Origin of the sequence: Gluconobacter sp. R75690, assembly GCF_015244525.1 — a bacterium.
Classification (GTDB): domain Bacteria; phylum Pseudomonadota; class Alphaproteobacteria; order Acetobacterales; family Acetobacteraceae; genus Gluconobacter; species Gluconobacter potus.
This window is the reverse complement of sequence record NZ_JABCQB010000005.1, coordinates 270,074-292,559: the sequence shown is the minus strand read 5'-3', so window position 1 is coordinate 292,559 and position 22,486 is coordinate 270,074. Positions and strand designations below refer to the sequence as shown.

The following is a 22,486-nucleotide window of genomic DNA, read 5'->3' as shown; positions in this document are numbered from 1 at the left end:
ATGTTCTATGGTGTTGATCTGACGTCCCGTCTGATGCTCGGGACTGCGCAATATCCGTCGCCGCAGGTTTTGCTGGAGGCCATCGAGGCATCCGGTGCGGAGGTCATTACTGTCTCGCTGAGGCGCGAAGGGGCGGCCGGGGGGGCATTTCGTGACCTTCTGGCGAAAAGCCGGTGCCGCCTGCTGCCCAACACGGCGGGCTGTCATACCGCTCGGGAAGCCGTGACCACGGCCCGGATGGCGCGTGAAGTGTTTGGAACTTCATGGATCAAGTTGGAAGTCATCGGTCATGCCGACACGCTGCAACCCGACCCGTTCGCGCTCGTCGAGGCCGCGCGCGTGCTGTGTGCGGAGGGATTTGATGTCTTTCCCTACACGACCGAGGACCTGATCGTGGGAGAAAAACTACTTGAGGCCGGTTGCAAAGTCCTGATGCCCTGGGGCGCGCCCATCGGCTCGGGACAGGGGCTGCGAAATCTGGCGGGATTGCGGACCATGAGAGCACACTTCCCGGACGTGCCGCTGGTCGTGGATGCAGGGATCGGTGCGCCCAGTCAGGTCGCGCAGGCCATGGAACTGGGATTTGATGCCGTGTTGCTCAATACCGCCGTGGCGAAGGCGGTCGATCCTGTGGGGATGGCGCGGGCTTTCGGGCGCGCCATACAGGCGGGGCGGGAAGGCCATCAGGCCGGTCTCATGCCTGAACGGGACATGGCCAGCGCTTCGACGCCCGTTTTCGGTCTGGCGGAGCTGGCGTGATGACGCTCGATCCGTTTTATCTGCTTGTCGGCGACGTGGGGCTTCTTGAGACGTTGCTGCCCTGTGGTGTGCGGCTGGTGCAGCTTCGTCTCAAGGACAAACCGGAAGCGGAAATCCGTCGCCAGATCCGTCATGCCCGTGATCTGTGTGAGCAGCATGGTGCCCAGCTTGTCATCAACGACTACTGGCGCCTTGCGCGGGAACTGGGATGCGATTTCGTCCATCTCGGGCAGGAAGACATGGAAACGGCGGATTTTTCTGCGCTCCGGAAAGCCGGAATCCGGTTCGGACTGTCCACTCATGATCCGGCGGAACTCGAACGGGCTTTGGCTTATGAACCGGCTTATGTTGCTCTTGGTCCTGTTTACCCGACCCTTCTGAAAAAAATGAAATGGGGACCTCAGGGGCTGGAGCGGGTGGCTGACTGGAAGAAGCGGGCCGGTCAGACACCGCTTGTTGCCATTGGTGGACTGACGCCCGAGCGCCTCCCCGGGGTCTTTGCCGCGGGGGCGGACAGTGCCGCTGTGGTGACGGATATCCAGATGGCGGACGCCCCGGTTGCCCGCTGCCGGGAATGGGTCGCCGCGACGCGGGCTTATGTACGATGAGCCGGTATTCGCGGCAGATTAGTCTTTTTGCGCGGGGCGAGGCCGACCAGAAGAGCCTTTTGGATGCCCATGTGCTGGTTGTTGGTGCCGGTGGGCTGGGGGCGACCGTGCTGCCAGCACTCGTTGGAGCCGGGTGCGGCAGGATCACGGTGGTGGATCATGACCGCGTGGATGAAAGCAATCTTCATCGACAGACCCTGTTCCGCATGGAAGACATCGGCAGACTGAAAGTCTCCTGCGTGGCAGAACGACTGGAAGGGCTGAATCCGGATTGCCAGATCATACCTGTTGCCCGGCGTCTGGAACCGGCTTCTGCACGCTGTTTTCTGCCGGGTATTTCCGTTGTGGTTGATGCAGCAGACAGTGTGGCCGTGACCTATATGCTGTCTGACCTCTGCCTTGAGGCAAGTGTGCCTTTCGTCAGCGCCTCAGTATTGGGGCAGTCCGGTTATGTCGGAGGCTTTTGTGGTGGTGCTCCCGGTTATCGCGCCGTTTTTCCCGATATTCCTGCCAGCTTTCCCACCTGCTCGGAGGTCGGAGTGCTGGGGCCGGCCGTGGCGGCGCTGGGTGCCATACAGGCGCAGATGACATTGTCGATCCTGCTGGAAATGCAGCCTTCTCCACTGGGTCAGATGATCAGTCTGGATCTGGAGCACTGGCGGAGTTCTTCTTTCCGTTTTGATGACGCCCCTTCGCCGGAAGAGGAGGGACCCTTCATTCTCGGGCTTAAAGAGATCACTGAAGCCGATCGTGTGTTCGATCTGCGGGAGCGGGACGAGACGGGCCCACCTTCCGTGGAATGGGCTGCTCGCGGGCCGGTTGAGAATCCGGAAATGCTGGATATCAAGGCGGCCCGAACCGTGTTCGTCTGTACCAGTGGCTTGCGGGCCTGGCGGGCTGCTAAACGCTTTTCCGGGCGGAGTGGTGCAACTGCGTTTATTGCGACAACAGGGCGATGACCCGGCCCGTTCTTCTGATTGGTGGAATGGATTCCAGCGGAGGAGCCGGGCTTGGACGTGACCTGCTCGCTGTTCATGATGCAGGATTGACGGCACGCATCGCCGTAACGGCTGTCACCGCCCAGACGGATCGCGAAGTTCTGGCTGTAGAGCCCGTCTCTCCGGAAATGCTTGCCGCCCAGATCGACGCTGCACTGGAAGGTGGGATCGGGGCCGTCAAGATTGGTGTTTTGTGCAACGCAGCTCTGATACGCTCTGTGGCGGGCCGCCTTCCTGATGTGCCGATCGTACTGGATCCGGTTGTCTGCTCCAGCTCTGGTCATGATCTTCTGGAACCAGAAGCTGTTATAACACTTATTGATCTGCTTCTGCCTCGCGTCACTGTCCTGACGCCCAATCTGCCTGAACTGGCAGCATTGAAGTCGGCCTTACAAATGGATACGGCCTCTGAGCATATTGATATCGTGAAAGCAATTTTGGAGCGCGGTTGCCAAAGCGTTCTTGTGAAAGGCGGTCATGACGGTCATCCTGAGCTATCGACGGATATTCTTTATCAGGAGGCCCTCCCGTCATTGTCTTTCTGCTCTCCGCGTTATCAGTTTGATCTCAGGGGAACAGGATGTCATCTGGCCAGCGGCCTCGCCGCCGCGCTGGCAGAGGGAAAGACTCTCCCAGAGGCTATCAAGGTCGCTCGACACGGACTAGCTGAACGTTTTCGAAAAGCATATGACGCGGATAACAGCACTTGAACGTAAAGCGGACGTGCCGCTTAGAGGCGTAAGCAGCAGGTCCGCTTATGCCCTCATGCTGGTCATCAAGGAAAGCATTACCAGTTCCGGCTGCACTGGACCTGATGCGGTAGCTCAATCAATCGGTGCAACACATGCCATCCAGCAACATGTCCAGCGCGGCCGGAACTGGCGCTGACCCGACTTTCTCTTCAAGCAACTGATGACTGATCGCCAGCATGGCCAGGCCGTGCACCTGGGCCCAGCTTGCCGCCGCCAGGGCACTGACGGCAACCGGTCGGAAGCTTCCGTCGCGTTGTCCTTTTTCCAGAAGCCCCAGAAGAATCCCGAAAGTGCTCATGGCCGCGTCATGCAGTTGCGGGTCTATCGTCTTGTCGGCATCGGAACTGAACATCAGGCGATAAAGACCGGGATTTTGATACGCAAACCCGATACAGGCCTGCGCTGCTGCCACGAATTGCGCGCGCGTGGAAGGCATGGCCGGGGACATAGCCTCTGTCATGGTCTCCCCAAGCCTGACGAAGCCGATTGAGGCCAGTTCCCGCAACAGCATCTCGCGATCACGGAAATGCTTGTAGGGCGCCGCGTGACTGACACCTGTACGCCGCGCCACTTCCCGCAGGGTGAAGGTCCAGTTCTGGTCTACGGCCAGCATAGCAAGCGCCGTGTCGATCAGGGCGTGGCGCAGATCACCGTGATGATAGGGGCGGTCCTTGATTTCACTCATTCGTGAGGCTCATGTTTACAGAAGAAACTTTCATTGACACCAGATCGTCGTGCTCCATATTCTGCCTGCAAAAGTTTCTCCTGTAAACATGGAGGACGTGATGTCCGATGTTACGCCTGCTGACCTGCACCGTATTCTCGACCGCCAGCGTGCCGCGTTCCTGAATGTCGGGCCACCCGACCTGAAACAGCGCCGGACCGATCTGCGGCGTCTGAAAGCCGAAATCCTGAAGCAGCGGGGTGACATCGTGCGTGCCCTGAAAACGGATTTCGGCCAGCGATCCGAGCGTGAAAGCGCCATCGTGGAACTCATCCCACTGGTGCAGTCGCTCAATTACATGATTTTGCATCTGGGACGCTGGATGAAACCGGAACGCCGCCACGTCTCGGCCTATTTCCAGTGCGGTCGCGCCTGGGTGGTCCGTCAGCCGATTGGTGTCGTGGGCATTATCGCGCCATGGAATTATCCGGTCTCCCTCGCCCTTGTTCCGCTGGCGACGGCGATTGCCGCCGGCAACCGCGTCATGCTCAAACCATCGGAATTTACATCGGTCACATCGGCGGTGATTGGCGAGATCGTGCGGACAGTCTTTCCGCCGGAGCAGGTTTCCGTCGTCACGGGAGATGGCGATGTGGGGGCCGCGTTCTCTTCTCTGCCCTTCGATCATATCCTGTTCACCGGCAGCACGGCAGTCGGCAAGAAGGTAGCGGAGGCTGCTGCGCGCAATCTCACCCCCGTCACGCTCGAACTGGGTGGCAAGTCTCCGGTGGTGGTCGAGCCCGGTTTTTCCATCGGGCGGGTGGCGGACCGCGTGGCGTTCGGCAAGCTGAACAATGCCGGCCAGACCTGCGTCGCGCCGGATTATGTATTGGTTCATGAAAACGACAAAGACGCTTTTGCCAAAGCCTGGCAGGAGGCCGTGAAAAAGCTGCATCCGGGCGGTTATGTAGGATCACCCGATTATACGGCCATTCTCAACCAGCATCACTATGAGCGGCTGAGCGGTTTAATCCGTGATGCTGAGAAGCATGGCGCCCAGATTATCCGGATGGGGAGCGATTCAGCCGCCAGCCATGTCCTTGCGCCGGTTCTCATACTGAACGTCAAACCTGAAATGGCGGTCATGCAGGAAGAAATTTTCGGGCCCGTCCTGCCTGTGTTGACCTACAGGAACCTTGATGAAGCAATTGCCTTCATCAACGCGCGTCCCCGACCTCTGGCCCTGTATTATTTTGGTGACAACCGCGTTGATCGTGACAGGCTTCTGAAGCGCACGGTTTCGGGAAACGTCACCATCAACGGCACACTGATGCATTATGTGCAGGACGATCTGCCGTTTGGTGGTGTGGGAGACAGTGGCATCGGGGCGTATCATGGAAAGGAAGGCTTCATCGCGCTCACCCATGCCCGTGGCGTGTACCGGCAGGGTCGTTTCAATGCGGCAATGCTGCTTCAGCCGCCATTCGGCAAGCTCACCGATGCCATTACAAATCTGCTCCTGCGATGACAACGCGCGTTCTGCTTGTTGGGGGCCCCGGCCTTATCGGGCGTCTTGTCAATGCGGAGTTTATCACGCGGCCCGATACCGCCGTCACTAACTGACTGGTCTCATGTTATTTTGGACGACCTGAAGAGTCCGATTACGTTCTCAGATTGACCATAACCAGACCGCCCGCTTCCTCCAAGTCAGCCGCGACACCGAGAAATGGTGACAGGCCTGCGTGAGTTGAAATGGCTATCGCGGAGAGTGGCAGAGATGATCGAACCGTCTTCCGTGAGGGCCATTGTTTGTGGACGAGCGCCTATGGAATACGCCTTAAAAAGATCCTTGCGGGTCTTTTTTTGTGCCCCGCGCCCTATGTCCGATAAAAAGAGAAAAACGGACATAGATTTTTCGGCAGGAAACTACTGTATCCTGTGCGATTACAACCTTCGGGCTCTGAAGTCTGCCTGAATGTCCATCATTTGTATCTGAGTTGCGTCCGCCGCTCGCTGCGAAATCAGCACCGCCGTATTCACTCAACAAAACATCCGTTTTGCGGGAAAACGGAAAGTATGGCTGAGGGTACCTTCATTTAAAGAGCGGACTTTCGAACAGGTTGGGAAGTTTAATGAGTTCTTTTCGCAGCTGATTTTGCGCCTTGGCTGATCAATTTTCACGCCCTATTTTCATGGTTTGCTCCTAAAACGTGCCCCATGACAGATGATGGTTGTGCACAAGCCCATACGCGGCTCATTTTTAGGTTCCCATATAAAAAAGTAATACTCGATATATATATTTCTTATTTGAAAGAATGGATTCTTTGTTGCCTCATCACAACGGAAGCCGGGTGATGAACTTGGCTTTCAGAAAAACCTGCCGGTTTGCAGGGCTGTCGAGGGCGGATGTTACCCTCCATATCGGAAGCGATGTGGAGAAATGGTTCTGAGTTGAAAAGAGGGAGGGCGGCCATGACACGTGATGATCATTTTGAAGTGCCGAACTCCCTGAAGGGCAGTTCAGTTCTGACTGGTGTGACGGTTAAGGGAGTGACCTCGCTGTCTGTGGGGTCTGCGGCTGAATGGGCCGCCAAAAGCCGGTCCCTCCGGAAAATCATTTTCCTGGGCAGGATTGCAGGTGCCTTTTTCGTATCAAAAGAATGGAAAAAGGCCTGGCCGCTTTTGCTGATCTGCCTGACCATCCAGTTCGGTGCCGTGTATGTTTTCTCTTTAGAGACCGGCATCAACAAGAAGCTGTTTGACGCACTGCAGTACAAGAACATCGCCGTCATCCCCCGGTATGCCATCGAATTCGTGGCAGTCGGATCGTTTGTCTACAGCCTGACCTATTTGGGGGTTTACCTTGAAAACGTTCTGGAGATGCTCTGGCGCAACAGGATTTCGGGACTGATTGCCGAAGAGTGGCTGAGTAACGACAGATTCTATTTCATCGAGCGGGCCGAGCGCGTTGAGAATGCTGACCAGCGTATTGCCGAGGACGTCAGGCTCGTTATCAGCGGCGTGTCCGGCATTTTCATGGGGAGCCTCCGGTCCCTTTACACGATCGTGATTTTTACAGCCCTGCTGATCCACCGATCTGCGCCTGTGACGTTTCATCTTTTCGGGCATGAAATCACGACGCGTTACGACATCCTGCTTGCCGCCTATGTGTCTTCCATCCTCGCAACCGGGATTATTTTCCGGATTGGCCGCAAGCTGACACGCCTGAACATGCGTCAGCAGCATTATGAAGCCGATCTGCGCTTCACGCTCGTATCCATCAGGAAGCACGCGGAGCAGATCGCTTTCATGGTCCGTGGCAGGATCGAGCATCTGCGTATTGTCACGGCGCTTTCGAGTCTGATGCACAATTATTTTGCCCAGCAGCGCATGGGAGTGATCGTTTCATTTTCCACGCAGATCGTCACCCATATCCAGCGCGTTTTGCCGCTGGCCCTGACCATTCCGCGTTATCTGGCAGGCCGGATGACGTATGGCGATATCACGCAGACGCAATCCGTGTTCGGGACTCTGAGTTCTTCCCTGACTTGGCTGATGCAGATGTATCCGATGTACTCCGAGACGAATGCTTCGTTTGACCGACTCTTCGTTCTGTTCGATGCTATCCGGATGCCTGAGGAACCGGGCATTATCCTAAGCCGAACGTCAAATTCCGGAATTTCCGTCGCCAATCTGGATATTCGCCTTCCCGGCAAAAGCAAGCCGCTTGTGACTATTGGGGCATGGTCGATCGCCCCCGGAGAAAAATGGGTTATCACGGGTGCTTCCGGAAGCGGAAAGAGCACCCTTCTGAGAGCACTGGCCGATCTGTGGCGCATCGGGGAGGGTACGATTACCCTTCCGCAGGACGCACGGATCACATTCCTGCCGCAGTTGCCTTACCTGCCGCACGGGACCCTGCTGGAACTGATGCTCCAGACGCAGCCGCCGTCCGAAGAGGCGCGCGAACTCTGCGCTGATCTCCTGTGCCAGTTCCGTCTGCCCTGGCTCGTGGCCCAGCTGGATATTGGTGGAGACTGGAACCAGCGGTTGTCTCCCGGTGAGCAGCAGCGTTTTGCGCTGGCACGGGCTTTCGTATCGCCGCCTGACATCCTCATTCTGGACGAGGCCACCTCCGGACTGGATCAGGGTACGGCAGATGCCATTTACGCCACCCTTATGGCGCGTTCCGACCTGACTCTCATCAGCGTGGCGCACACAGCCGACATCGTGATGCTGCATGACAAACGCCTGCATATCGCGGGTGGAACGGGCATCGTTTCTGAAACTGCAGAGACATCTCCAGTTTCTCTCCTCTCTTCAAACAGGAAGTTCTGACATGCTTCATCGCAGTGAGATCGTCCGTCTCCGGCAGGAGTTTGAACGGATCGCCGACCAGGCCTTCACCTTCGGGAAGACGGCGGGTGCCGATGATGTGCAGATTTCCCTGCAGGAAACCGAAAACTGGACCGTGGGCGCGCGGAACGGACAGCCGCTTCAGTGCAACAATTCCATCCGTCGCAATGCGCTGATCAGCGTGATGTGCAGGGGCATCCGGGCTTCCGCCGCCACGACGGATTTTTCCCCCGATGCCGTCAGGCGCGCTCTGGATGCTGCGGTCGATATCGCCCGATACGGTGAGCGTGACGATCTCGCAGCGTTTTCCGAGGCCTCTGACTACTGCGCCGATGTCCGCGATCTGGACCTCTTTCATCCGTGGGACATCCGCTATCCAGATGCGCTGGCACTGGCGCTTGAAGCGGAAGAGAGCGCGCTCGCCGTCGATCCCTGCATGCAGCAGACGGAAGGCGCGTCCCTGTGGAGCTCGACCGGATTGTCCTTTCTGGCGTCGAGCAAGGGTTTCATGGGCGCCATTCCCTGGACCCAGCACGGGATTTCCTGCTCCCCCATCGCCATGCGCGATGGCGCACGTCAGGTGGAAGGCTGGTCCAGCAGCGAGCGGAGCGCGGAGCAGCTTGAAACGGCCGCGGATGTCGGCCGCATCGCGGGTGAACGTGCGCTCGGCGCCATCGGCGGCCAGCAGATCCCGACCGGCACATATCGCGTTCTAATCGATGCGCCCACGGTCACGGGGCTGCTCGGTGAGTTCATGCGCGCCGTTTCCGGTCCGCTGCTGCGTCAGGGAAACTCGTTCCTCGCCAACACGCTGGGCGATGCGGTTTTCCCCGAACATGTCAGCATTTCCGAAGATCCTTTCCGTCTGAGAGGACGCTCCAGCGCGCCTTATGATGCGGACGGGATCGCCGGAACGGTCCGTAACGTGGTGGATCGGGGGGTGCTGCGCGGATATTTCCTGGATCTGTATTCGGCCCGCTCGCTGAAGATGGCGCCAACCGGAAATGGCGGACAGACCTACAACATGGAGATCTTCAGTGCGCTGACAGCCCCCTCCGATACCCTGCAAGAGATGCTCAAAAAGCTCGATACGGGCCTCCTGATCACCCATATGGCCGGTTCATCGGACCTGACCACAGGAACATTTTCCCGCGCGGTACGGGGGGCCTGGGTGAAGGACGGAAAGATCGTGCATCCGGTTGCCGGGGTCACGGTCGCCTCGAACCTGCGGGAGATGTTCTCGGGTCTCGTCGCGGTCGGTGCGGATACGGTCGAGCGCGGGCCTTTCCGGACGGGATCGTGGCTTCTGGCCGATATGTCCGTCGGGGGGAGCGTCTGAGATGTCGGGTCTTGCGGAAAACAGCATGAATAGCAGTCGTATTGCAGGCGCGCGTTCCGCCCTTGTGGAGCGCTATGGGCTGGATGAGACCTTCCTGCGGAAGGTTTCTGAAAACGCATTGGGGAAATGGGGAGACTTCGCGGATCTCTATCTCCAGTCCCGTGCGTCCGAAAACTGGCGGATCGAGAACGGCAAAATCAAGGCCGGGACCTTCGGGATCGATCTCGGATACGGCATGCGCGCGATGCGGGAGTCGGAGGTTTCTTTCGCCTCGTCCCAGCGGATTGATCGCACCGCCATGGAGACGATGGCGCGCCAGCTGACCGAAGGATATGGCGACGCCACCCCGGTCGTGTCAGTTGGTCCCGTGCAACAGACCAGTTCCGAACGGGCGGATCTGTACGGGATTGCGGACCCGCTGCTGTCCTGGAATGCGGATCGCAAGATTGCGCTGCTGCGGTCGATTGACGAACTTGCCCGTTCGCTTGATCCGAGGGTCGTGTCGGTCAATGCCAGCGTGCAGGCCTCGCATGAGACGGTCTGGGTGACGCGGCATGACGGGTTTTCGAGCGGCGATATCCGTCCGCTCGTCAAGCTGGCTGTTGCGGTGACGGTTCTGGCTGATGGGCATCGTGAGATGTCCGGCTCCGGATTTGGCGGACGTGCCGGATACGAGGTGCTGACTCCCGATGCGGTCGAAACCCTTGTCCGGAAGGTCGTGTCTTCCGCGCTAACCAAACTGGAAGGCCGTCCCGCACCCGCAGGCCCGATGACGGTTGTCATTGGCGCAGGCTGGAACGGCGTTCTTTTGCACGAAGCGGTTGGTCATGGACTTGAAGGCGACTTCAACCAGCGTGGCAGTTCGGCTTTTTCCGGGCGGATCGGAGAGCGGATCGCGGCTCCCGGTGTCACGATCCTTGACGATGGCACGGTTCCTGGCGGCCGGGGCTCGCTCAACATGGACGACGAGGGCATAGGGAGCCATCGGACGGTTCTGGTTGAGGACGGCATCCTTCGAGGCTACATGCACGATCTGCTGAGCGCCCGGCAGATGGGATGTGCGCCGACCGGAAATGGCCGCCGCCAGTCCTATGCATCCCTGCCGCTGCCGCGCATGACGAATACCTACATGGAAGCCGGCACCATGGACCCCGCGGAAATCATCGCATCCGTCGGACATGGAATTTACGTCGACAACCTCTCCGGCGGTCAGGTGGACGTGACAAGCGGTCGCTTCGTGTTCGAGGCATCCGAGGCGTTCCTGATCGAAAACGGGAAACTCACCGCGCCTGTCGCCGGCGCCACGATCCTCGGGAACGGTCCGGACACGCTGCGACAGATCAGCATGATCGGAAACGACCGGATGCTCGATGGTGGCGTCGGTGTGTGTTCCAAATCCGGGCAGACCCTGCCGGTGGGGGTAGGGCAGCCAACATTGCGCGTGGACGACCTGATCGTGGGCGGGAAGGGATCATGACATCTTTTTCGCACCGAGAGCGTCCCGAAAAATTCACATCCTGAAAAGAGAAAACCCATGAGCACCATCATCGCCGTTTCAGAAGACAACTTTGACGATATCGTCCTGAATTCCGAACTCCCCGTTGTCGTGGACTTCTGGGCACCCTGGTGTTCACCCTGCAAGCAGCTGATGCCCATTCTGGATGATACTGCCGAGACCTATGCGGGTGAAGTGGTGGTTGTGAAAGTCAACGCGGACGAAAACCCGGCAATCATCGGAAAATATCATGTCCGTGGCCTGCCGACCGTCATTCTTTTTTCTGATGGCGAGGAGCGTGAGCGTTTCTCTGGTCTGCAGACCAAGAGCCGCATTTCCGTTTTCATCGACCGTAATCTCGGGGGTTGAGCATCATGCAGTCTTTTCAGGACAATCCTGCCCTCAAGCGCTCCCTGTTGCAGAAAGCCCAGGTCTTCCAGGCATCCGATGGCTGGACCACTCGTCCAGTCTACTGGGATGGAAAAGGGGGCAGTCTGGTCGGCGGTCTGCTGGGCAGTGAAGATCTCGATCAATGGACCCGCGAGTTTGCGCTGCCGAAATGGACGGCCCTGCTGCTGGACATGGTTGCCGTAATGCCGCCTTCCGCAGAAGAGGCGAAAGCAGCTCAGATTTCGCTGCTGGGAGCTCTGCCTGTGGGTGTCGACCTGGATCAGTACGGCAACCTTGTTCTCTCCCGATTCCTGAAGGAGACGGAAAAGGATTTGTCGTTTCTTCCCACGAATCACCCTCTACGGGTGGCTCTGGCAGGCGTCATGGCGCTGCATGAAGCTGAAATGTCGGGAAAATCGCTGAAGCCTTCCGAATGGCGCAAGGCACGATCCCAGGCCATCGCAGCAACGGATCAGGCCGCGCCAGATAGTCCTGAAGCAAAATTTGGAGCCGTTATCGAAGCGGCAGCCTGGGATCCCCGGACATCACGCTCTGTCGTCGCGGATACGTTCCGATCGTGGATCAATGCGCGGCGGGATGCCACTGTTCAGCAAAAAGTGGGGGAGCGGGGTCTCAGTACGTTTGAAGAAACCAAGCGACTTCTTGATAAAATTCACGAAGAAGAGCGGAAGAAAAGAAAGGATCCGAAAGAGTTTATTCATGTTTTCGGAATTCTCGAAGAACGCTACCCCAAAGAATATAAAGACATGAGGGATTTTCATCGGATCCAGCATGAAGAAGCGGTCAGACAGAGGCAGGCAGGATTCCACATTATTATTTCCACGCTCGAGAGTTCGGAAGTTAAGTCCCGATGTACATGCTGAAATGGTGTAGTTCATTCGGATATTTTCTCCAGTTCTTACAATGAATAACTTGGATTGCGTGGAAACGCTCCGCGCAATCCGGAATAATGGCGGAAGTAAAAATGAGTATATCGTTGCTTAAGCGGAACGTATCTCTATATTTCACTGCGGGTCTGCTGGGCGTTTACGTTCCGGCTCATGCAGCAGAGACACAAACTCTACAGGGTGGAATCAGGCAGGTTTCTGATACGGTCGTCGTTCTTCCGCGCCAGCCTCTGAAAAAGACAGTTTCAGAAATTTCCCTTCGAATGCACGTTCCGGTCACCATCGGACCGGAGGTGCCCGATACGGTATATGCGGCGCCGGTTAAATCCAGGATTGCGGCAGAAGCGCTCCAGCAGGCACTCGTCGGAACAGACTACACGATCTATACGGACAAAGCAGGCGCGGTTTATATCCGGCCGGCCAATCGTGAAAACATGAACGTCAGGGCCAAGCGCAATGAAGCTGAGAGCCAGTATAATGTAGATTCATCTGCCTCTTCGACGCGAACTGGTGGCTCAGTCCGGGATCTGCCCCAGTCCTCGCGGACAATTACAAGTGCCCTGATGGCGGACCAGCAGATCCAGACCGTGGCGGACGCCATGCGAAACGCCAGCGGTATGACGGTTAACAAAAGCAACCTTCAAGGCGCAAATGGTTATACGGTTCGTGGCTGGACCGCGACCGGCATGACGAACGGCATGCTTGATCCGACCGGGCCCATGCAGCCCGTCGCGAATGTCGAGCGTGTCGAGGTTCTCAAAGGTCCGGCCGCACTGCTTTCGGGTGGAGACAATCTTGGCGGATCGGTCAATATCGTGACGAAAAAGCCTACATCCGATCCGCTTCTGAACATTGAGGGTATGTATGGCTCCTACGATGATCGCAAGATCACGGTGGATGGCTCCGACGCACTGAATCACGACAAGACACTGAGTGCCCGGATCGTCGGGGACTTCGCAGATCAGGATCGTACCTGGGCGGGATACAAGGGGCGCAAGGAATACTCAATCGCTCCATCGCTCCGATTCAAGAACCGTAGTGTCGATATCACGGTCGGTGTAGAAAATTCAAAGGTCCGCCAGCCACAGACGGGATATGCCGTCATTCAGGCGCCTGGCGATGATCCGCAGATCGTAACTTACGGGCATGCCTTCGGGCCTGACAATCAGGGCATCGACATGTGGAACACACGGTGGTTCTACGAAGCAACCTGGAATATTAACCACTGGCTGACATTTGTCAGTCGTAGCCATCTATCCAATACGACAACACTGGTTGATATGTATGGTACGGCTGCCTATGAAGGCAATAATAACTATCTGATTATGCAGACTATCGACAAACAGGTATCATCGCAGCAGGCGAACGACGATTATCTGCGTGCTAAGTTCAAAACATTCAATGTAAAGCACACAATATCAACGGGAATGAATTATTCTCAGTATATGGTCTCGGACTATGGTGCAGACGCAACTGACAATAATGTATTTACGGTTGGTCCACTCAACTCCAGCACGCATCTTGCAGCCTTCCAGCCTGCTAACACATTCGAGTATCGTCTCGGAACACGTCAGTTGGGATTCTACGGTCAGGATCTGATTGAGTATGGGCGCTTCCATTTCTTCGGGGCCATCCGTCATACCAGTTACCGCTCCTGGGGGAACAACTCCGCTCCTGTTACGATTGGCAAGATAACCCCCATTGCAGGTGTTGTTATCGACCTGACAAAGCAGGTTTCCATTTATGGAAGCTGGGTGAAGGGATTTACTCCGAACTACAGCATCGGGACGGACAACAAACTTCTGCCCTCCCAGACGACAACGAACTTCGAGGCTGGCGTAAAAGCGCAATTCTTCAAGAAAAAACTGGATCTTGTCGCATCCGTCTATCGACTGGACCAGAGCAATTATTCCGTGCTGGCAGCGGGATACACGAACAGGTACACGGTTCTGCCCGGTATGCGCACTCAGGGTGTCGATATAGATCTGAGCGGAACGATTTTGCCAGGATGGCAGATTTCTGGAAGCTTCACGTATGCAGGATTTAAATTTCTCAGCAACGCTCTTCAGAAATACATTGTTCCGGCACAGCCAAAGATTAAATACAGCCTTTATACAAGCTATGTCATCCAGGATGGAATGTTCAAACGTGCGGGAATGGCATTCGGAGTTTATGGAAACAGCAGCAGTTCGGCGTCGTCTTATTATCCAAAATATACGTTGGGATCGCAACACGAAATTGATCTGAACTTCTTCTACACCTACAGGAAAATGAAATTCAACTTCGGTATTACCAATCTCGAAAATCGCAATATCTATGGAGTAAGCAGTACTTCAACCTATATTTCGGTCAACGGACCCCGTATGTTCCGAGGGACCATGTCGTACTCTTTCTTCTAAAGCAGCAGGATCTGACTGTTTATAATGCCCTGTGGTCTTCTCTCTTTGCTGGAGACCGCAGGGCCATTGCGTCATGAAAAGACTTCGTCAAAGCGCACCGGGCTATCCTGCTTTTCGTATAAGGTTTGAAGCGCAACCAAAGCTTTTGCTATGACTGGTTGGATGATAGCGAAGGGAAGAAGATAGTTTGTGAAATAGTTCTGAAGGGATTATCTACAAAATTTCCCTGCGATCTCAGAATGTTCAGAAGGCGAAAAGCTTTCCATTTCTCACGAAAGCATGTTTTTCAACTTTAATGAATATCTATCACCAAGAACCAGACGGGCTGTTCATACAGCCGTGATATCATTGGTCAAACTGAGACGTCACGTGGTCTGCGGTTTCCTGTGAGAAAATGGATCCTGGAATGATAAAATCCGATATGAATCATATGCATCTTAGGCGCTTAAACCTGAATCTGCTTTATACTCTTGATGCAATATTGAATTCGGATTCCCTTACTGATGCAGGGCGCCTGATCAGGCTTAGCCAGCCTGCGATGAGTGTTGCATTCAAGAAGCTTAAGGACCAGTTCGATGACGAACTGATCATTTATCTGTCAGGTGATCGGGTTCTGACGCCTTTGGCTGAAAAATTGAAGCCGCGTGTTAAGAGGATCCTTGTGGAATTGAATGAGACATTCAATCTGCAAATCGATTTTGATCCGAAAACGAGCCGAAAAACATTTCGACTGGCAGCTTCGGAGAGCCTGGCTACGATGCTTTTAGGGCGTGTCGTACCCCGGATGCTCATGGAGGCCGAAAATATCAATGTTGTCGTCTCATCTTTGAATAAGATGACACAGGCTGAATTGTTTGAAAAAGGGACAGATATGGTGATCACTCCCCAGTCAAGCCTTGATCCAAAGTTCCCATCTGTGGAACTTATGATGGATCGAATGTCCTGCATGGTATGGGAACATCATCCTTTTATTAAATCCAGTATCACTCTTGATGAATATCTGGCGGCTCGTCATGTAGCAGTCTCCGAGACGTTAGATTTATCCTCCCATTCAGGGGAAATACTCTCTCAGAGACGGATCGTCGCGACGACAAGCCGGTATGGGACACTTCCTGAACTCATAATCGGGACGGACCTTGTGGCAACAGGAAGTAGCTGGGTGCTTCAGTATTACGCTTCGATGCTTCCTGTGAAAGTTCTTACCTTGCCATTCCCTACAGAACAGACTGCTGTTTTCGCGCAATGGCCCGATCATCGTACGTCTGACCCTGCACATCACTGGTTGATGGCCCATGTGAGCGGATTTACAGAGACACATCGCAAGGCCCGCGCAATTACACATAAGAAAGAATGATGCTTATGTTTTATTTGTGAATAATTAAGTTTATTGTATATAAATAAAGCAATATTGTTTTATTTATCGCATGCTAATTTATAACATAAGTTTGTGGTTTAAAGCATACATAATAAGTCATGATCAACGCAAAATCGTTTTCCCTGCCATCGCGTATCCTGCACTGGCTGATGGCCGTCATAATCCTGACCATGCTGTTCATCGGCGTGTTCATGGCCTCAACCGTGGGGCCGAATTACGATCGGCTTGTGACCCTGCATTGCCCTCTGGGCATTGCCATCCTTGTGCTCGCGCCCGTACGTCTGGCGAACCGCCTTCGCTCACCGCCACCAGCACTCCCCGAAGGACTTCCGCCAATCATGATTCTCGCCTTCCGTGCAGCGAAACGGGAAATGGAATGATCGGGATGAAGGCGGAGGCAGCAAGTCCGCTTACGCCCTCATCCCCGACGCTACATGGCCATGAGCATATTTCCGAAACCGGATCTGCCTGGCGATTGTTGAACGGCTATGCATCGGACGCCTTAACCGCGCGTCTCAAATCCGCCCAATCCAGCAGGGCTGTGAAGACCGGGCCGAGCGCTTTGCCAATGTCCGTCAGGCCGTATTCGACTTTGGGCGGAACCTGTGCGTGGACCGTGCGGAAAATGACCTTTTCCTGCTCCAGTGCACGAAGCTGTTGGATCAGCATTTTCTGTGAAATATCCGGTATGGCTCTCTGAAGATCTGAAAAGCGCATGACCGGCCCCTCAAAAAGCCAGGCCAGAATCATCATCTTCCACCGTCCTTCGAGAATGCGAATGGCGCACTGCATATCGGCGGCCGACCTGGAACGGGGACGTGCATTGTAGATGGTTTTCATATCTGAATCGGGCATGGTTACCTTTTGGTGGGTATTGGACTTTTTTGTGCGTTCTTGTCACGACGACAGCACTATAGCACAGAGAAAGGCGCAACAGCGGTTTCGGCTGCCCCCCTGGCTGAAGGAAACACCTGCCATGTCCATGCGCGCGTGGCGCTTCGACGCCCTCTCTTCTCTCAGTGACCTTTCCGTGCACAGTGAACCGATGCCCACACCTCAGCGCGGAGAAGTTCTTGTGAAGGTGCGTGCTGTTTCCCTGAATTACCGTGATATTGCACCCACTCTCGGTCGCTATGTCTGGCCAGCGAAGTCTGGGCTTATCCCATGCAGCGATGCTGCGGGGGAAATCGTCAGTGTCGGCGAAGACGTGACGGTTTTCCGCCCGGGAGATCGGATTGTCAGCAGCTTTCATGCCCGCTGGCTGGGCGGCAGACCGCCGACTGGCTTGATGCTGGAAAGCTACGGCACCGGTTCGGATGGCTGGCTGACTGAATACAAGGTCGTCTCACAGGAAGCGGTGGTGCCTCTTCCGGAGAAGGTCTCATTTGAGGAAGGAGCCACACTGCCCTGTGCTGCCGTGACGGCCTGGAACGCGCTTTCGGGCGCCCGCCCCATGCGAGCCGGACAGACAGTCCTGACCCTTGGGACAGGCGGAGTTTCGATGTTTGCGGTGCAGCTTGCCAAAGCCGTGGGAGCGACCGTGATCTCAACTACGTCCAGTGCGGAAAAGGCCGACCGGTTGAAGGCATTGGGGGCGGAGCATATTGTCAATTACAGGGATATTCCGAACTGGGGCCGATACATCAAGGATGACATCACTGGTGGAACAGGCGTGGACTGTGTCGTTGAAGTCGGTGGTCCTGCGACGATCAATCAGTCTCTCGATGCTGTTCGGTGGGGTGGAGAGGTTGTGCTGGTCGGGTTTCTGAGTAGTGACAATCCGGGAATTGATTACTTCCATCTCAAAAGCAGCGGTGCAGTCGTCCGTTCTGTCGCTGTGGGTGACAGGCCGATGCTGGAAGACCTTGTGCGTGTATGGACCGCATCCGGCCTGAAGCCTGTGATCGACAGCGTGTTTCCCTTTGCCCACGCGCGCGAGGCATTTGACCATCTCATGACTGGCAGCCATGTCGGGAAAATCGTCATTACCCTCTCGGACTGACCCACGCGATGGTGGTTCTGCCATATCGCTCCGACGGCATGACGACTGTCCTGGCATGATTTTGGTAGTCGGGCGTGTCCGATTACGTCTTTGGATAAACCGCAAGCGGATCGTCAGTCTTCCCCTTTGCCGCCCGTCGGCTCCACGGAAACGGAGCAGACAGGCGGACAGGTCATCTCATTGCAGACACAGAAGGTATCACATTAGCCTAGTCGAAACGCGGACATCATCTGAGTGACGACACACCGTGATTATTTGTCTGGCTGTCGAGAGCTTTCACTAAAGCTACGCTAAATTCCTTATCAGAAAACGGTTGTTGTGCCGTGATGAGTTCCCGGTCGGTCACAATGTTCGGTGTCCAGATCTGGGCTTCCTCGACCATGGCACCCGCATCCGCCAGCGCCGTAGCAGGATAGAAAAGAACATGCCCTTTGAGCTGATGCGTTTCGGCAAACTGCTCTTCCGGTGTCGAAAAGACGGTCATGTGGTAGCCAGTATAGGGCCACCCTGCCGCTAACCGGCGAATATCATTTGTGTTTCCAGCAACAAGCGCCGCATGAAAACCTCTGGCGTTGGGCAGGCTGGAAGCTAGGGCAACCGGACCATGACAGATCAGCCCGGTCGTTTTCCCGTCATTGTGAAAGGCGCGTAGGATCTCACCCAGATCAGGATCAGTCATCAGGTCCTCCAGGGGCGCGTGACCGCCGGGAACAACGATCCCGACATACATACTACTTCCTTCGACACGAACCGAGGCGAGGGTACGTGGATGTTTGAGTGAGTCCAGCCCCTCGACGAACTGTATCGTGTTCTGAAGGGCTTTTTCGCTCCCTCCAAAATATCGGGCAGATGCAGAGTGCGCGTCCCAGGTCACAGCATTGCCTTGCGGGTCAGCGAATACCGGTTCATAGCCCGCCTGGATCAGCGCTTGCACCGGAACCGCGAATTCATTGAGATAGAAGCCGGTGGGATAGTGTCGGCCGTCGCGCAATGTGAGTTCGTGCGCGCTGGAAAGAACGACCAGCACGCGACCCCTGCTGTGGCTTTGTGCCGTGGCCCGATGGCTGAAGCCACAGAGGGTGACAGCAAAGAACAGTGTGGTGACGATGGCGCGCAGCATGAACGTCATCCTTTCCATGCGGTGGAAGGTTCGCGGAGCGCCGCCTTGCGACGAGCGACATTCTCCGGATGCTGACCGATCATCAGGCCCCTGTCCAGAACCGCACGAAACCTGAAAACCACGCCGTTCTTACCAAAGTGTCTGCTTTGTCACTACATTACGCCCAAACCGCACCTTCCATTTTACCCCCTTTGTCCCATGCCTATGTACGACATGCCGTTTCAGATAATTGAACGCCTTAATCTTCAATCCCGTCCACGTTGCCAGGTCATGCTCCGCAGCACTCCATCGCGGCGGATCAGCCCGTGAAACAGGGCCGCGCCTACGTGAAGCAGCACGAGCCCGAACAGCAGCAACGCGAGCACCGTGTGGGCTGACCGCAGCGCTGCCCATAAAGCCGGATCATGCGGCAGGATCGGTGGCAACAGCACGGACTGCCTCCTCAACGGAATGGGATAGCCACCGGCCGACAGCATGCCCCAGCCGACAAGCGGCATGGTGATCATCAGGGCATAAAGCAGAACATGCGACGCTTTGGCGCTAAATTTTATGATTGGCGGAAGTTCTTCTGGGAGTGCTGGGGGCGGTGAGCGAAGGCGGTTCACCAGACGCACGAGCGCGAGCACAAGGATGGCAATGCCCAGAGGGCGATGCAGGGTCACCAGCCGATCGTAATTCGGCCCCACGGTCGAGGCCATGAACACGCCGATGAACAGCATGGTCAGGATCATGACGGCCATCAGCCAGTGCAGGATACGCGAGGGCAGGGAAAACGATTTTGCGCTGGTCATGATTTTTTCCCTTCGGCACCGCCCGGCGCGGCCGTCATGGTCGGAGTGATGGCGGGAACCGGGGGCTTTTCGCCGGAACGGGCGGCAAAGGACCGCATATAGGCGGCCGACCGGGCCTGAAGGATCGGATCACCGGACGGCCTGATACCTTGCGGCAGCACCAGCGGATCGAAGGTGATGCCGGTGCAGGGGCCACCCTCTTCGCTTTCGACAGTCGTGAGCGTCAGAGTTCCGGCTTCGATCCGCCGGTCATCGTCCGCCCAGCCCTGGCTCGGGTCGTCGATGACGTCGTGGTTGCCCGCCACCGTCACCATCAGCCGCCATTGCAGGGGGTGAGCGTGAAGGTCATCGATCAGATGGCGGAAGAGGTAATCGTGGTCGTCGACTTGAGCATCGGCCGGTGTAACGGGCTGCAAAGGCACCATGGACCAGCGCACGGCTGTTTTCGCGCCGTTCACCGCCACGAACAGGAAACTGTCGAGACTGCGATAGGTGTCATCGGCAAAACCAGACGAAAGAGGCCGGTGGGTGATCTGTGCGCCTGCCGCCTGCAACCAGGGATGAGCCGCCCGGAATGCCTTTACCCGCGCGGGATCTGGTTTTCCGGTTGCCGGGTCGGGGCGCGACGCCAGCTGGAGGTCCTGAAACTCCTGCGGGGTCCGGACGGGAAAGACCGGGATGTCGTTTATGCCCATGCGCCACTCCTGGCCACCCGGAAGCATCAGGCGCAGCGCCAGGCTGCGGACCTTTGGCGGCGCATCGGCCTGAAAGGGCATGCCCCCGGCGAGGGCGAAACGTCCGACCACGGGAACTCTACCTGGTCGCAGGACGGACGCTGTCGAAAGCCCGGCGGCATTGCTGTTACCCTCAAACCAGCCTGTCACGCAGACACCCTTGGCATGATTGCGCCGAAAGCCGGGGTGCGTGCCGTCCACTGCACGCAGGGCATCCAGCAGGCTGGTCTGTGTCAGGCGATGGGGCGTCAGCCAGCCACCGACCCACAGGAACCCCAGCGCCAGTGCCGTCGGTGCCGCGACCACACCGAGCCAGCGCAGGGCTGAGGCAGAGGGCACGAGTGGCTTCGTTGCCATGGTTTCGATCCTTTGAAAGCGTCTGATGGCAAGACGCCCGACAGAACGGACCTATTCCCTTCGTGCCGCGTGCATTGCGAAATATTTTGCGGTCGCCCTGTTAGGGCGGGAATAAACAGACGCCAGGAGCGTCTTCATCGGCAGCGATACCGGAAACCATACGAGGCAAGGGCAGGATTGAACGACGGTGATGACAGCAGGTTGCAGAACGCCATACCGGCCCTGAGACGGTATGCCCGCGTGCTGACACGCGACCCGCATCAGGCCGACGATCTGGTGCAGGACTGTCTGGAGCGCGCCCTGACCCGGATGCATCAGGTACGTGGCCGGCCGGACCTGCGGCCCTGGCTGTTTACCATCGCCCATAACCTCAATGTCAGCCACTGGCGGCGTCTGCGGCGTCTGGCTCCCTTCATGGAAACGACCGATCCGGAACCGCTGCAGGAGGCGGGGCAGATTCCCCATCTGGAATGGAAGGAAGTGGCCGACGCTTTCGGCCATCTTTCCAATGACCACCGGCAGGTGCTGATGCTCGTCGGTGTCGAAGGGCTGGAATACGCAACGGTCGCGGACATACTGGGGGTGCCGGTGGGCACCGTGATGTCCCGGCTGTCACGGGCCAGGACGGCATTGCACCGGCTTGTCGAACATGAGAAGCGGCCCATGCTCAGGAGGATAAAATGACACGGCCCGACCGCCCTGTGACCGAGGAGGATCTCCAGGCCTGGGTCGATGATCTTCTGTCTCCCGAACGTCGGAGAACCGTGGAGACATGGCTGGATACCAACCCCGATGCGCGAACGCGGGTCACGGCATGGCGTGCGGAACGCGATCTGTTGCGGGCGACGATGGATACTGAACTCCGGCAGCCCGTACCAGCACGGTTTGACATCACCCGGCTGAAACAGCACAGAGTTGGTCGTTTCAGCATGTCGCAGATGGCGGCGTCCGTTGCGCTGGCCCTGTCTCTGGGACTGGGGAGCGGATGGATGCTCCGCGACCGGGAAGTGCCTCTCGGCCTTGCCTCGGTCGAACAGGAGGCGACGATCGTGCATGACGCTGGCAAGGGCAGCACGATCGCGGCAGGCAATGTCGCGCAACTGGCGGCTTGGGGTGGCCGGACGCTCGGGCGACCGGTCCACCCCCCCGATCTGTCGGCAGCAGGCTATCAGCTGACGGGCGGACAGCTGGTCACAACGGATCACGGTCCGGCCTGCGTCTTTTTCTACAAGGACGGCAATGGTAGCCGGATTTCCCTGTTCGTTCGGCCCATGTACGGCCATGACATGACGGCTCCCATGCGGCCGATGCGGCGAATACCGGGCTATATCTGGGCGCAGGACGGGCTGGGAATCAGCATGGTCGCGGACACGCCTGATGGCGATCTGCATCGTCTCGCCAATCATGCCCGAGATATGATGGAAGGTGCGGGGTAATGC

General features: G+C 56.8%; 21 protein-coding genes. 16 read left to right on the top strand and 5 right to left on the bottom strand.

Annotation, left to right across the window (positions count from 1 at the left end):
• Genes HKD27_RS08625 through thiD form a run of 4 tightly spaced genes read left to right on the top strand, consistent with a single transcriptional unit; the run spans position 1 to position 3,075 of the window.
• The gene (locus HKD27_RS08625; protein ID WP_194689187.1) at positions 1-759 is read left to right on the top strand and encodes a thiazole synthase; all 759 of its coding nucleotides are present in this window, start codon (positions 1-3) and stop codon (positions 757-759) included.
• Positions 759-1,367, top strand: a complete 609-nt coding sequence (locus HKD27_RS08620; protein ID WP_194689205.1) for a thiamine phosphate synthase — start codon at positions 759-761, stop codon at positions 1,365-1,367. Before HKD27_RS08625 ends, HKD27_RS08620 begins: the two co-directional genes overlap by 1 nt.
• Positions 1,364-2,326, top strand: a complete 963-nt coding sequence (locus HKD27_RS08615) for a HesA/MoeB/ThiF family protein (RefSeq protein ID WP_228518393.1) — start codon at positions 1,364-1,366, stop codon at positions 2,324-2,326. Before HKD27_RS08620 ends, HKD27_RS08615 begins: the two co-directional genes overlap by 4 nt.
• The gene (gene thiD, locus HKD27_RS08610) at positions 2,323-3,075 is read left to right on the top strand and encodes a bifunctional hydroxymethylpyrimidine kinase/phosphomethylpyrimidine kinase (RefSeq protein ID WP_194689185.1); all 753 of its coding nucleotides are present in this window, start codon (positions 2,323-2,325) and stop codon (positions 3,073-3,075) included. Before HKD27_RS08615 ends, thiD begins: the two co-directional genes overlap by 4 nt.
• A gap of 118 nt (positions 3,076-3,193) precedes the next feature.
• Here thiD and HKD27_RS08605 read toward each other — a convergent pair whose 3' ends face one another.
• A complete protein-coding gene (locus tag HKD27_RS08605; protein ID WP_194689184.1) occupies positions 3,194-3,802 on the bottom strand; it encodes a TetR/AcrR family transcriptional regulator in 609 nt (202 codons plus the stop codon).
• A gap of 100 nt (positions 3,803-3,902) precedes the next feature.
• Here HKD27_RS08605 and HKD27_RS08600 point away from each other — a divergent pair, with 100 nt between their 5' ends.
• From HKD27_RS08600 to HKD27_RS08560, 9 genes are all read left to right on the top strand, one after another.
• Positions 3,903-5,309, top strand: a complete 1,407-nt coding sequence (locus HKD27_RS08600; protein WP_228518392.1) for a coniferyl aldehyde dehydrogenase — start codon at positions 3,903-3,905, stop codon at positions 5,307-5,309.
• 944 nt (positions 5,310-6,253) lie between these two features.
• The gene (locus tag HKD27_RS08595) at positions 6,254-8,119 is read left to right on the top strand and encodes an ABC transporter ATP-binding protein/permease (protein ID WP_194689182.1); all 1,866 of its coding nucleotides are present in this window, start codon (positions 6,254-6,256) and stop codon (positions 8,117-8,119) included.
• Position 8,120: 1 nt separating this feature from the next.
• Positions 8,121-9,476, top strand: a complete 1,356-nt coding sequence (locus HKD27_RS08590; protein ID WP_194689181.1) for a TldD/PmbA family protein — start codon at positions 8,121-8,123, stop codon at positions 9,474-9,476.
• A 25-nt stretch (positions 9,477-9,501) separates the two neighbouring features.
• Positions 9,502-10,953 carry a metalloprotease TldD gene (gene tldD, locus HKD27_RS08585; protein ID WP_194689180.1) on the top strand — a complete coding sequence of 484 codons (1,452 nt, stop codon included), beginning with the start codon at positions 9,502-9,504 and terminating at the stop codon, positions 10,951-10,953.
• A gap of 57 nt (positions 10,954-11,010) precedes the next feature.
• Positions 11,011-11,340, top strand: a complete 330-nt coding sequence (gene trxA, locus HKD27_RS08580; protein WP_194689179.1) for a thioredoxin — start codon at positions 11,011-11,013, stop codon at positions 11,338-11,340.
• A 5-nt stretch (positions 11,341-11,345) separates the two neighbouring features.
• A complete protein-coding gene (locus HKD27_RS08575) occupies positions 11,346-12,245 on the top strand; it encodes a hypothetical protein (protein ID WP_194689178.1) in 900 nt (299 codons plus the stop codon).
• A gap of 86 nt (positions 12,246-12,331) precedes the next feature.
• Entirely contained in the window at positions 12,332-14,668 is a 2,337-nt protein-coding gene (locus HKD27_RS08570) for a TonB-dependent siderophore receptor (protein WP_194689177.1), read from the top strand.
• A gap of 406 nt (positions 14,669-15,074) precedes the next feature.
• Positions 15,075-16,022, top strand: a complete 948-nt coding sequence (locus HKD27_RS08565; RefSeq protein WP_194689176.1) for a LysR family transcriptional regulator — start codon at positions 15,075-15,077, stop codon at positions 16,020-16,022.
• Positions 16,023-16,141: 119 nt separating this feature from the next.
• On the top strand, positions 16,142-16,423 hold the full coding sequence (locus HKD27_RS08560) for a cytochrome b (RefSeq protein ID WP_228518391.1): 282 nt from the start codon (positions 16,142-16,144) through the stop codon (positions 16,421-16,423).
• Positions 16,424-16,529: 106 nt separating this feature from the next.
• Here the strand turns inward: HKD27_RS08560 and HKD27_RS08555 are convergent, their stop codons facing one another.
• Complete coding sequence (locus tag HKD27_RS08555; RefSeq protein WP_194265655.1) at positions 16,530-16,898, bottom strand: helix-turn-helix domain-containing protein; 369 nt, start codon at positions 16,896-16,898, stop codon at positions 16,530-16,532.
• 121 nt (positions 16,899-17,019) lie between these two features.
• On the opposite strand from HKD27_RS08555, the gene HKD27_RS08550 reads away from it, so the two are divergent.
• Positions 17,020-18,045, top strand: coding sequence for an NAD(P)-dependent alcohol dehydrogenase (locus tag HKD27_RS08550; protein ID WP_194689175.1), 1,026 nt, complete (start codon positions 17,020-17,022; stop codon positions 18,043-18,045).
• 226 nt (positions 18,046-18,271) lie between these two features.
• On the opposite strand, the gene HKD27_RS08545 is transcribed toward HKD27_RS08550, so the two are convergent.
• The 3 genes from HKD27_RS08545 to HKD27_RS08535 form a co-directional block, all read right to left on the bottom strand.
• Entirely contained in the window at positions 18,272-19,165 is an 894-nt protein-coding gene (locus tag HKD27_RS08545) for a type 1 glutamine amidotransferase domain-containing protein (RefSeq protein ID WP_228518390.1), read from the bottom strand.
• A 245-nt stretch (positions 19,166-19,410) separates the two neighbouring features.
• Positions 19,411-19,956 (bottom strand): cytochrome b, encoded by a 546-nt coding sequence (locus HKD27_RS08540; RefSeq protein WP_194689173.1) that lies wholly within the window; start codon positions 19,954-19,956, stop codon positions 19,411-19,413.
• Positions 19,953-21,047 carry a catalase family peroxidase gene (locus HKD27_RS08535; RefSeq protein ID WP_194689172.1) on the bottom strand — a complete coding sequence of 365 codons (1,095 nt, stop codon included), beginning with the start codon at positions 21,045-21,047 and terminating at the stop codon, positions 19,953-19,955. The genes HKD27_RS08540 and HKD27_RS08535 overlap by 4 nt, the downstream gene beginning before the upstream one ends.
• A gap of 177 nt (positions 21,048-21,224) precedes the next feature.
• Between HKD27_RS08535 and HKD27_RS08530 the strand changes: the two genes are divergently transcribed.
• Positions 21,225-21,731: an RNA polymerase sigma factor gene (locus HKD27_RS08530; RefSeq protein ID WP_228518389.1), complete on the top strand. Its 507-nt coding sequence runs from the start codon at positions 21,225-21,227 to the stop codon at positions 21,729-21,731.
• The gene (locus tag HKD27_RS08525; protein WP_194689171.1) at positions 21,728-22,483 is read left to right on the top strand and encodes an anti-sigma factor; all 756 of its coding nucleotides are present in this window, start codon (positions 21,728-21,730) and stop codon (positions 22,481-22,483) included. The genes HKD27_RS08530 and HKD27_RS08525 overlap by 4 nt, the downstream gene beginning before the upstream one ends.
• Positions 22,484-22,486 lie beyond the last annotated feature (3 nt).

Coding starts and splice junctions, on each gene's coding strand:
- HKD27_RS08595 (WP_194689182.1), top strand. CDS start 6,254: ATGACACGTGATGATCATTTTGAAGTGCCGAACTCCCTGAAGGGCAGT.
- HKD27_RS08590 (WP_194689181.1), top strand. CDS start 8,121: ATGCTTCATCGCAGTGAGATCGTCCGTCTCCGGCAGGAGTTTGAACGG.
- HKD27_RS08600 (WP_228518392.1), top strand. CDS start 3,903: ATGTCCGATGTTACGCCTGCTGACCTGCACCGTATTCTCGACCGCCAG.
- tldD (WP_194689180.1), top strand. CDS start 9,502: ATGAATAGCAGTCGTATTGCAGGCGCGCGTTCCGCCCTTGTGGAGCGC.
- HKD27_RS08570 (WP_194689177.1), top strand. CDS start 12,332: ATGGCGGAAGTAAAAATGAGTATATCGTTGCTTAAGCGGAACGTATCT.
- HKD27_RS08545 (WP_228518390.1), bottom strand. CDS start 19,165: ATGCTGCGCGCCATCGTCACCACACTGTTCTTTGCTGTCACCCTCTGT.
- HKD27_RS08620 (WP_194689205.1), top strand. CDS start 759: ATGACGCTCGATCCGTTTTATCTGCTTGTCGGCGACGTGGGGCTTCTT.
- HKD27_RS08565 (WP_194689176.1), top strand. CDS start 15,075: ATGATAAAATCCGATATGAATCATATGCATCTTAGGCGCTTAAACCTG.
- HKD27_RS08560 (WP_228518391.1), top strand. CDS start 16,142: ATGATCAACGCAAAATCGTTTTCCCTGCCATCGCGTATCCTGCACTGG.
- HKD27_RS08535 (WP_194689172.1), bottom strand. CDS start 21,047: ATGGCAACGAAGCCACTCGTGCCCTCTGCCTCAGCCCTGCGCTGGCTC.
- trxA (WP_194689179.1), top strand. CDS start 11,011: ATGAGCACCATCATCGCCGTTTCAGAAGACAACTTTGACGATATCGTC.
- HKD27_RS08525 (WP_194689171.1), top strand. CDS start 21,728: ATGACACGGCCCGACCGCCCTGTGACCGAGGAGGATCTCCAGGCCTGG.
- HKD27_RS08540 (WP_194689173.1), bottom strand. CDS start 19,956: ATGACCAGCGCAAAATCGTTTTCCCTGCCCTCGCGTATCCTGCACTGG.
- HKD27_RS08555 (WP_194265655.1), bottom strand. CDS start 16,898: ATGCCCGATTCAGATATGAAAACCATCTACAATGCACGTCCCCGTTCC.
- thiD (WP_194689185.1), top strand. CDS start 2,323: ATGACCCGGCCCGTTCTTCTGATTGGTGGAATGGATTCCAGCGGAGGA.
- HKD27_RS08550 (WP_194689175.1), top strand. CDS start 17,020: ATGTCCATGCGCGCGTGGCGCTTCGACGCCCTCTCTTCTCTCAGTGAC.
- HKD27_RS08625 (WP_194689187.1), top strand. CDS start 1: ATGTTCTATGGTGTTGATCTGACGTCCCGTCTGATGCTCGGGACTGCG.
- HKD27_RS08575 (WP_194689178.1), top strand. CDS start 11,346: ATGCAGTCTTTTCAGGACAATCCTGCCCTCAAGCGCTCCCTGTTGCAG.
- HKD27_RS08615 (WP_228518393.1), top strand. CDS start 1,364: ATGAGCCGGTATTCGCGGCAGATTAGTCTTTTTGCGCGGGGCGAGGCC.
- HKD27_RS08605 (WP_194689184.1), bottom strand. CDS start 3,802: ATGAGTGAAATCAAGGACCGCCCCTATCATCACGGTGATCTGCGCCAC.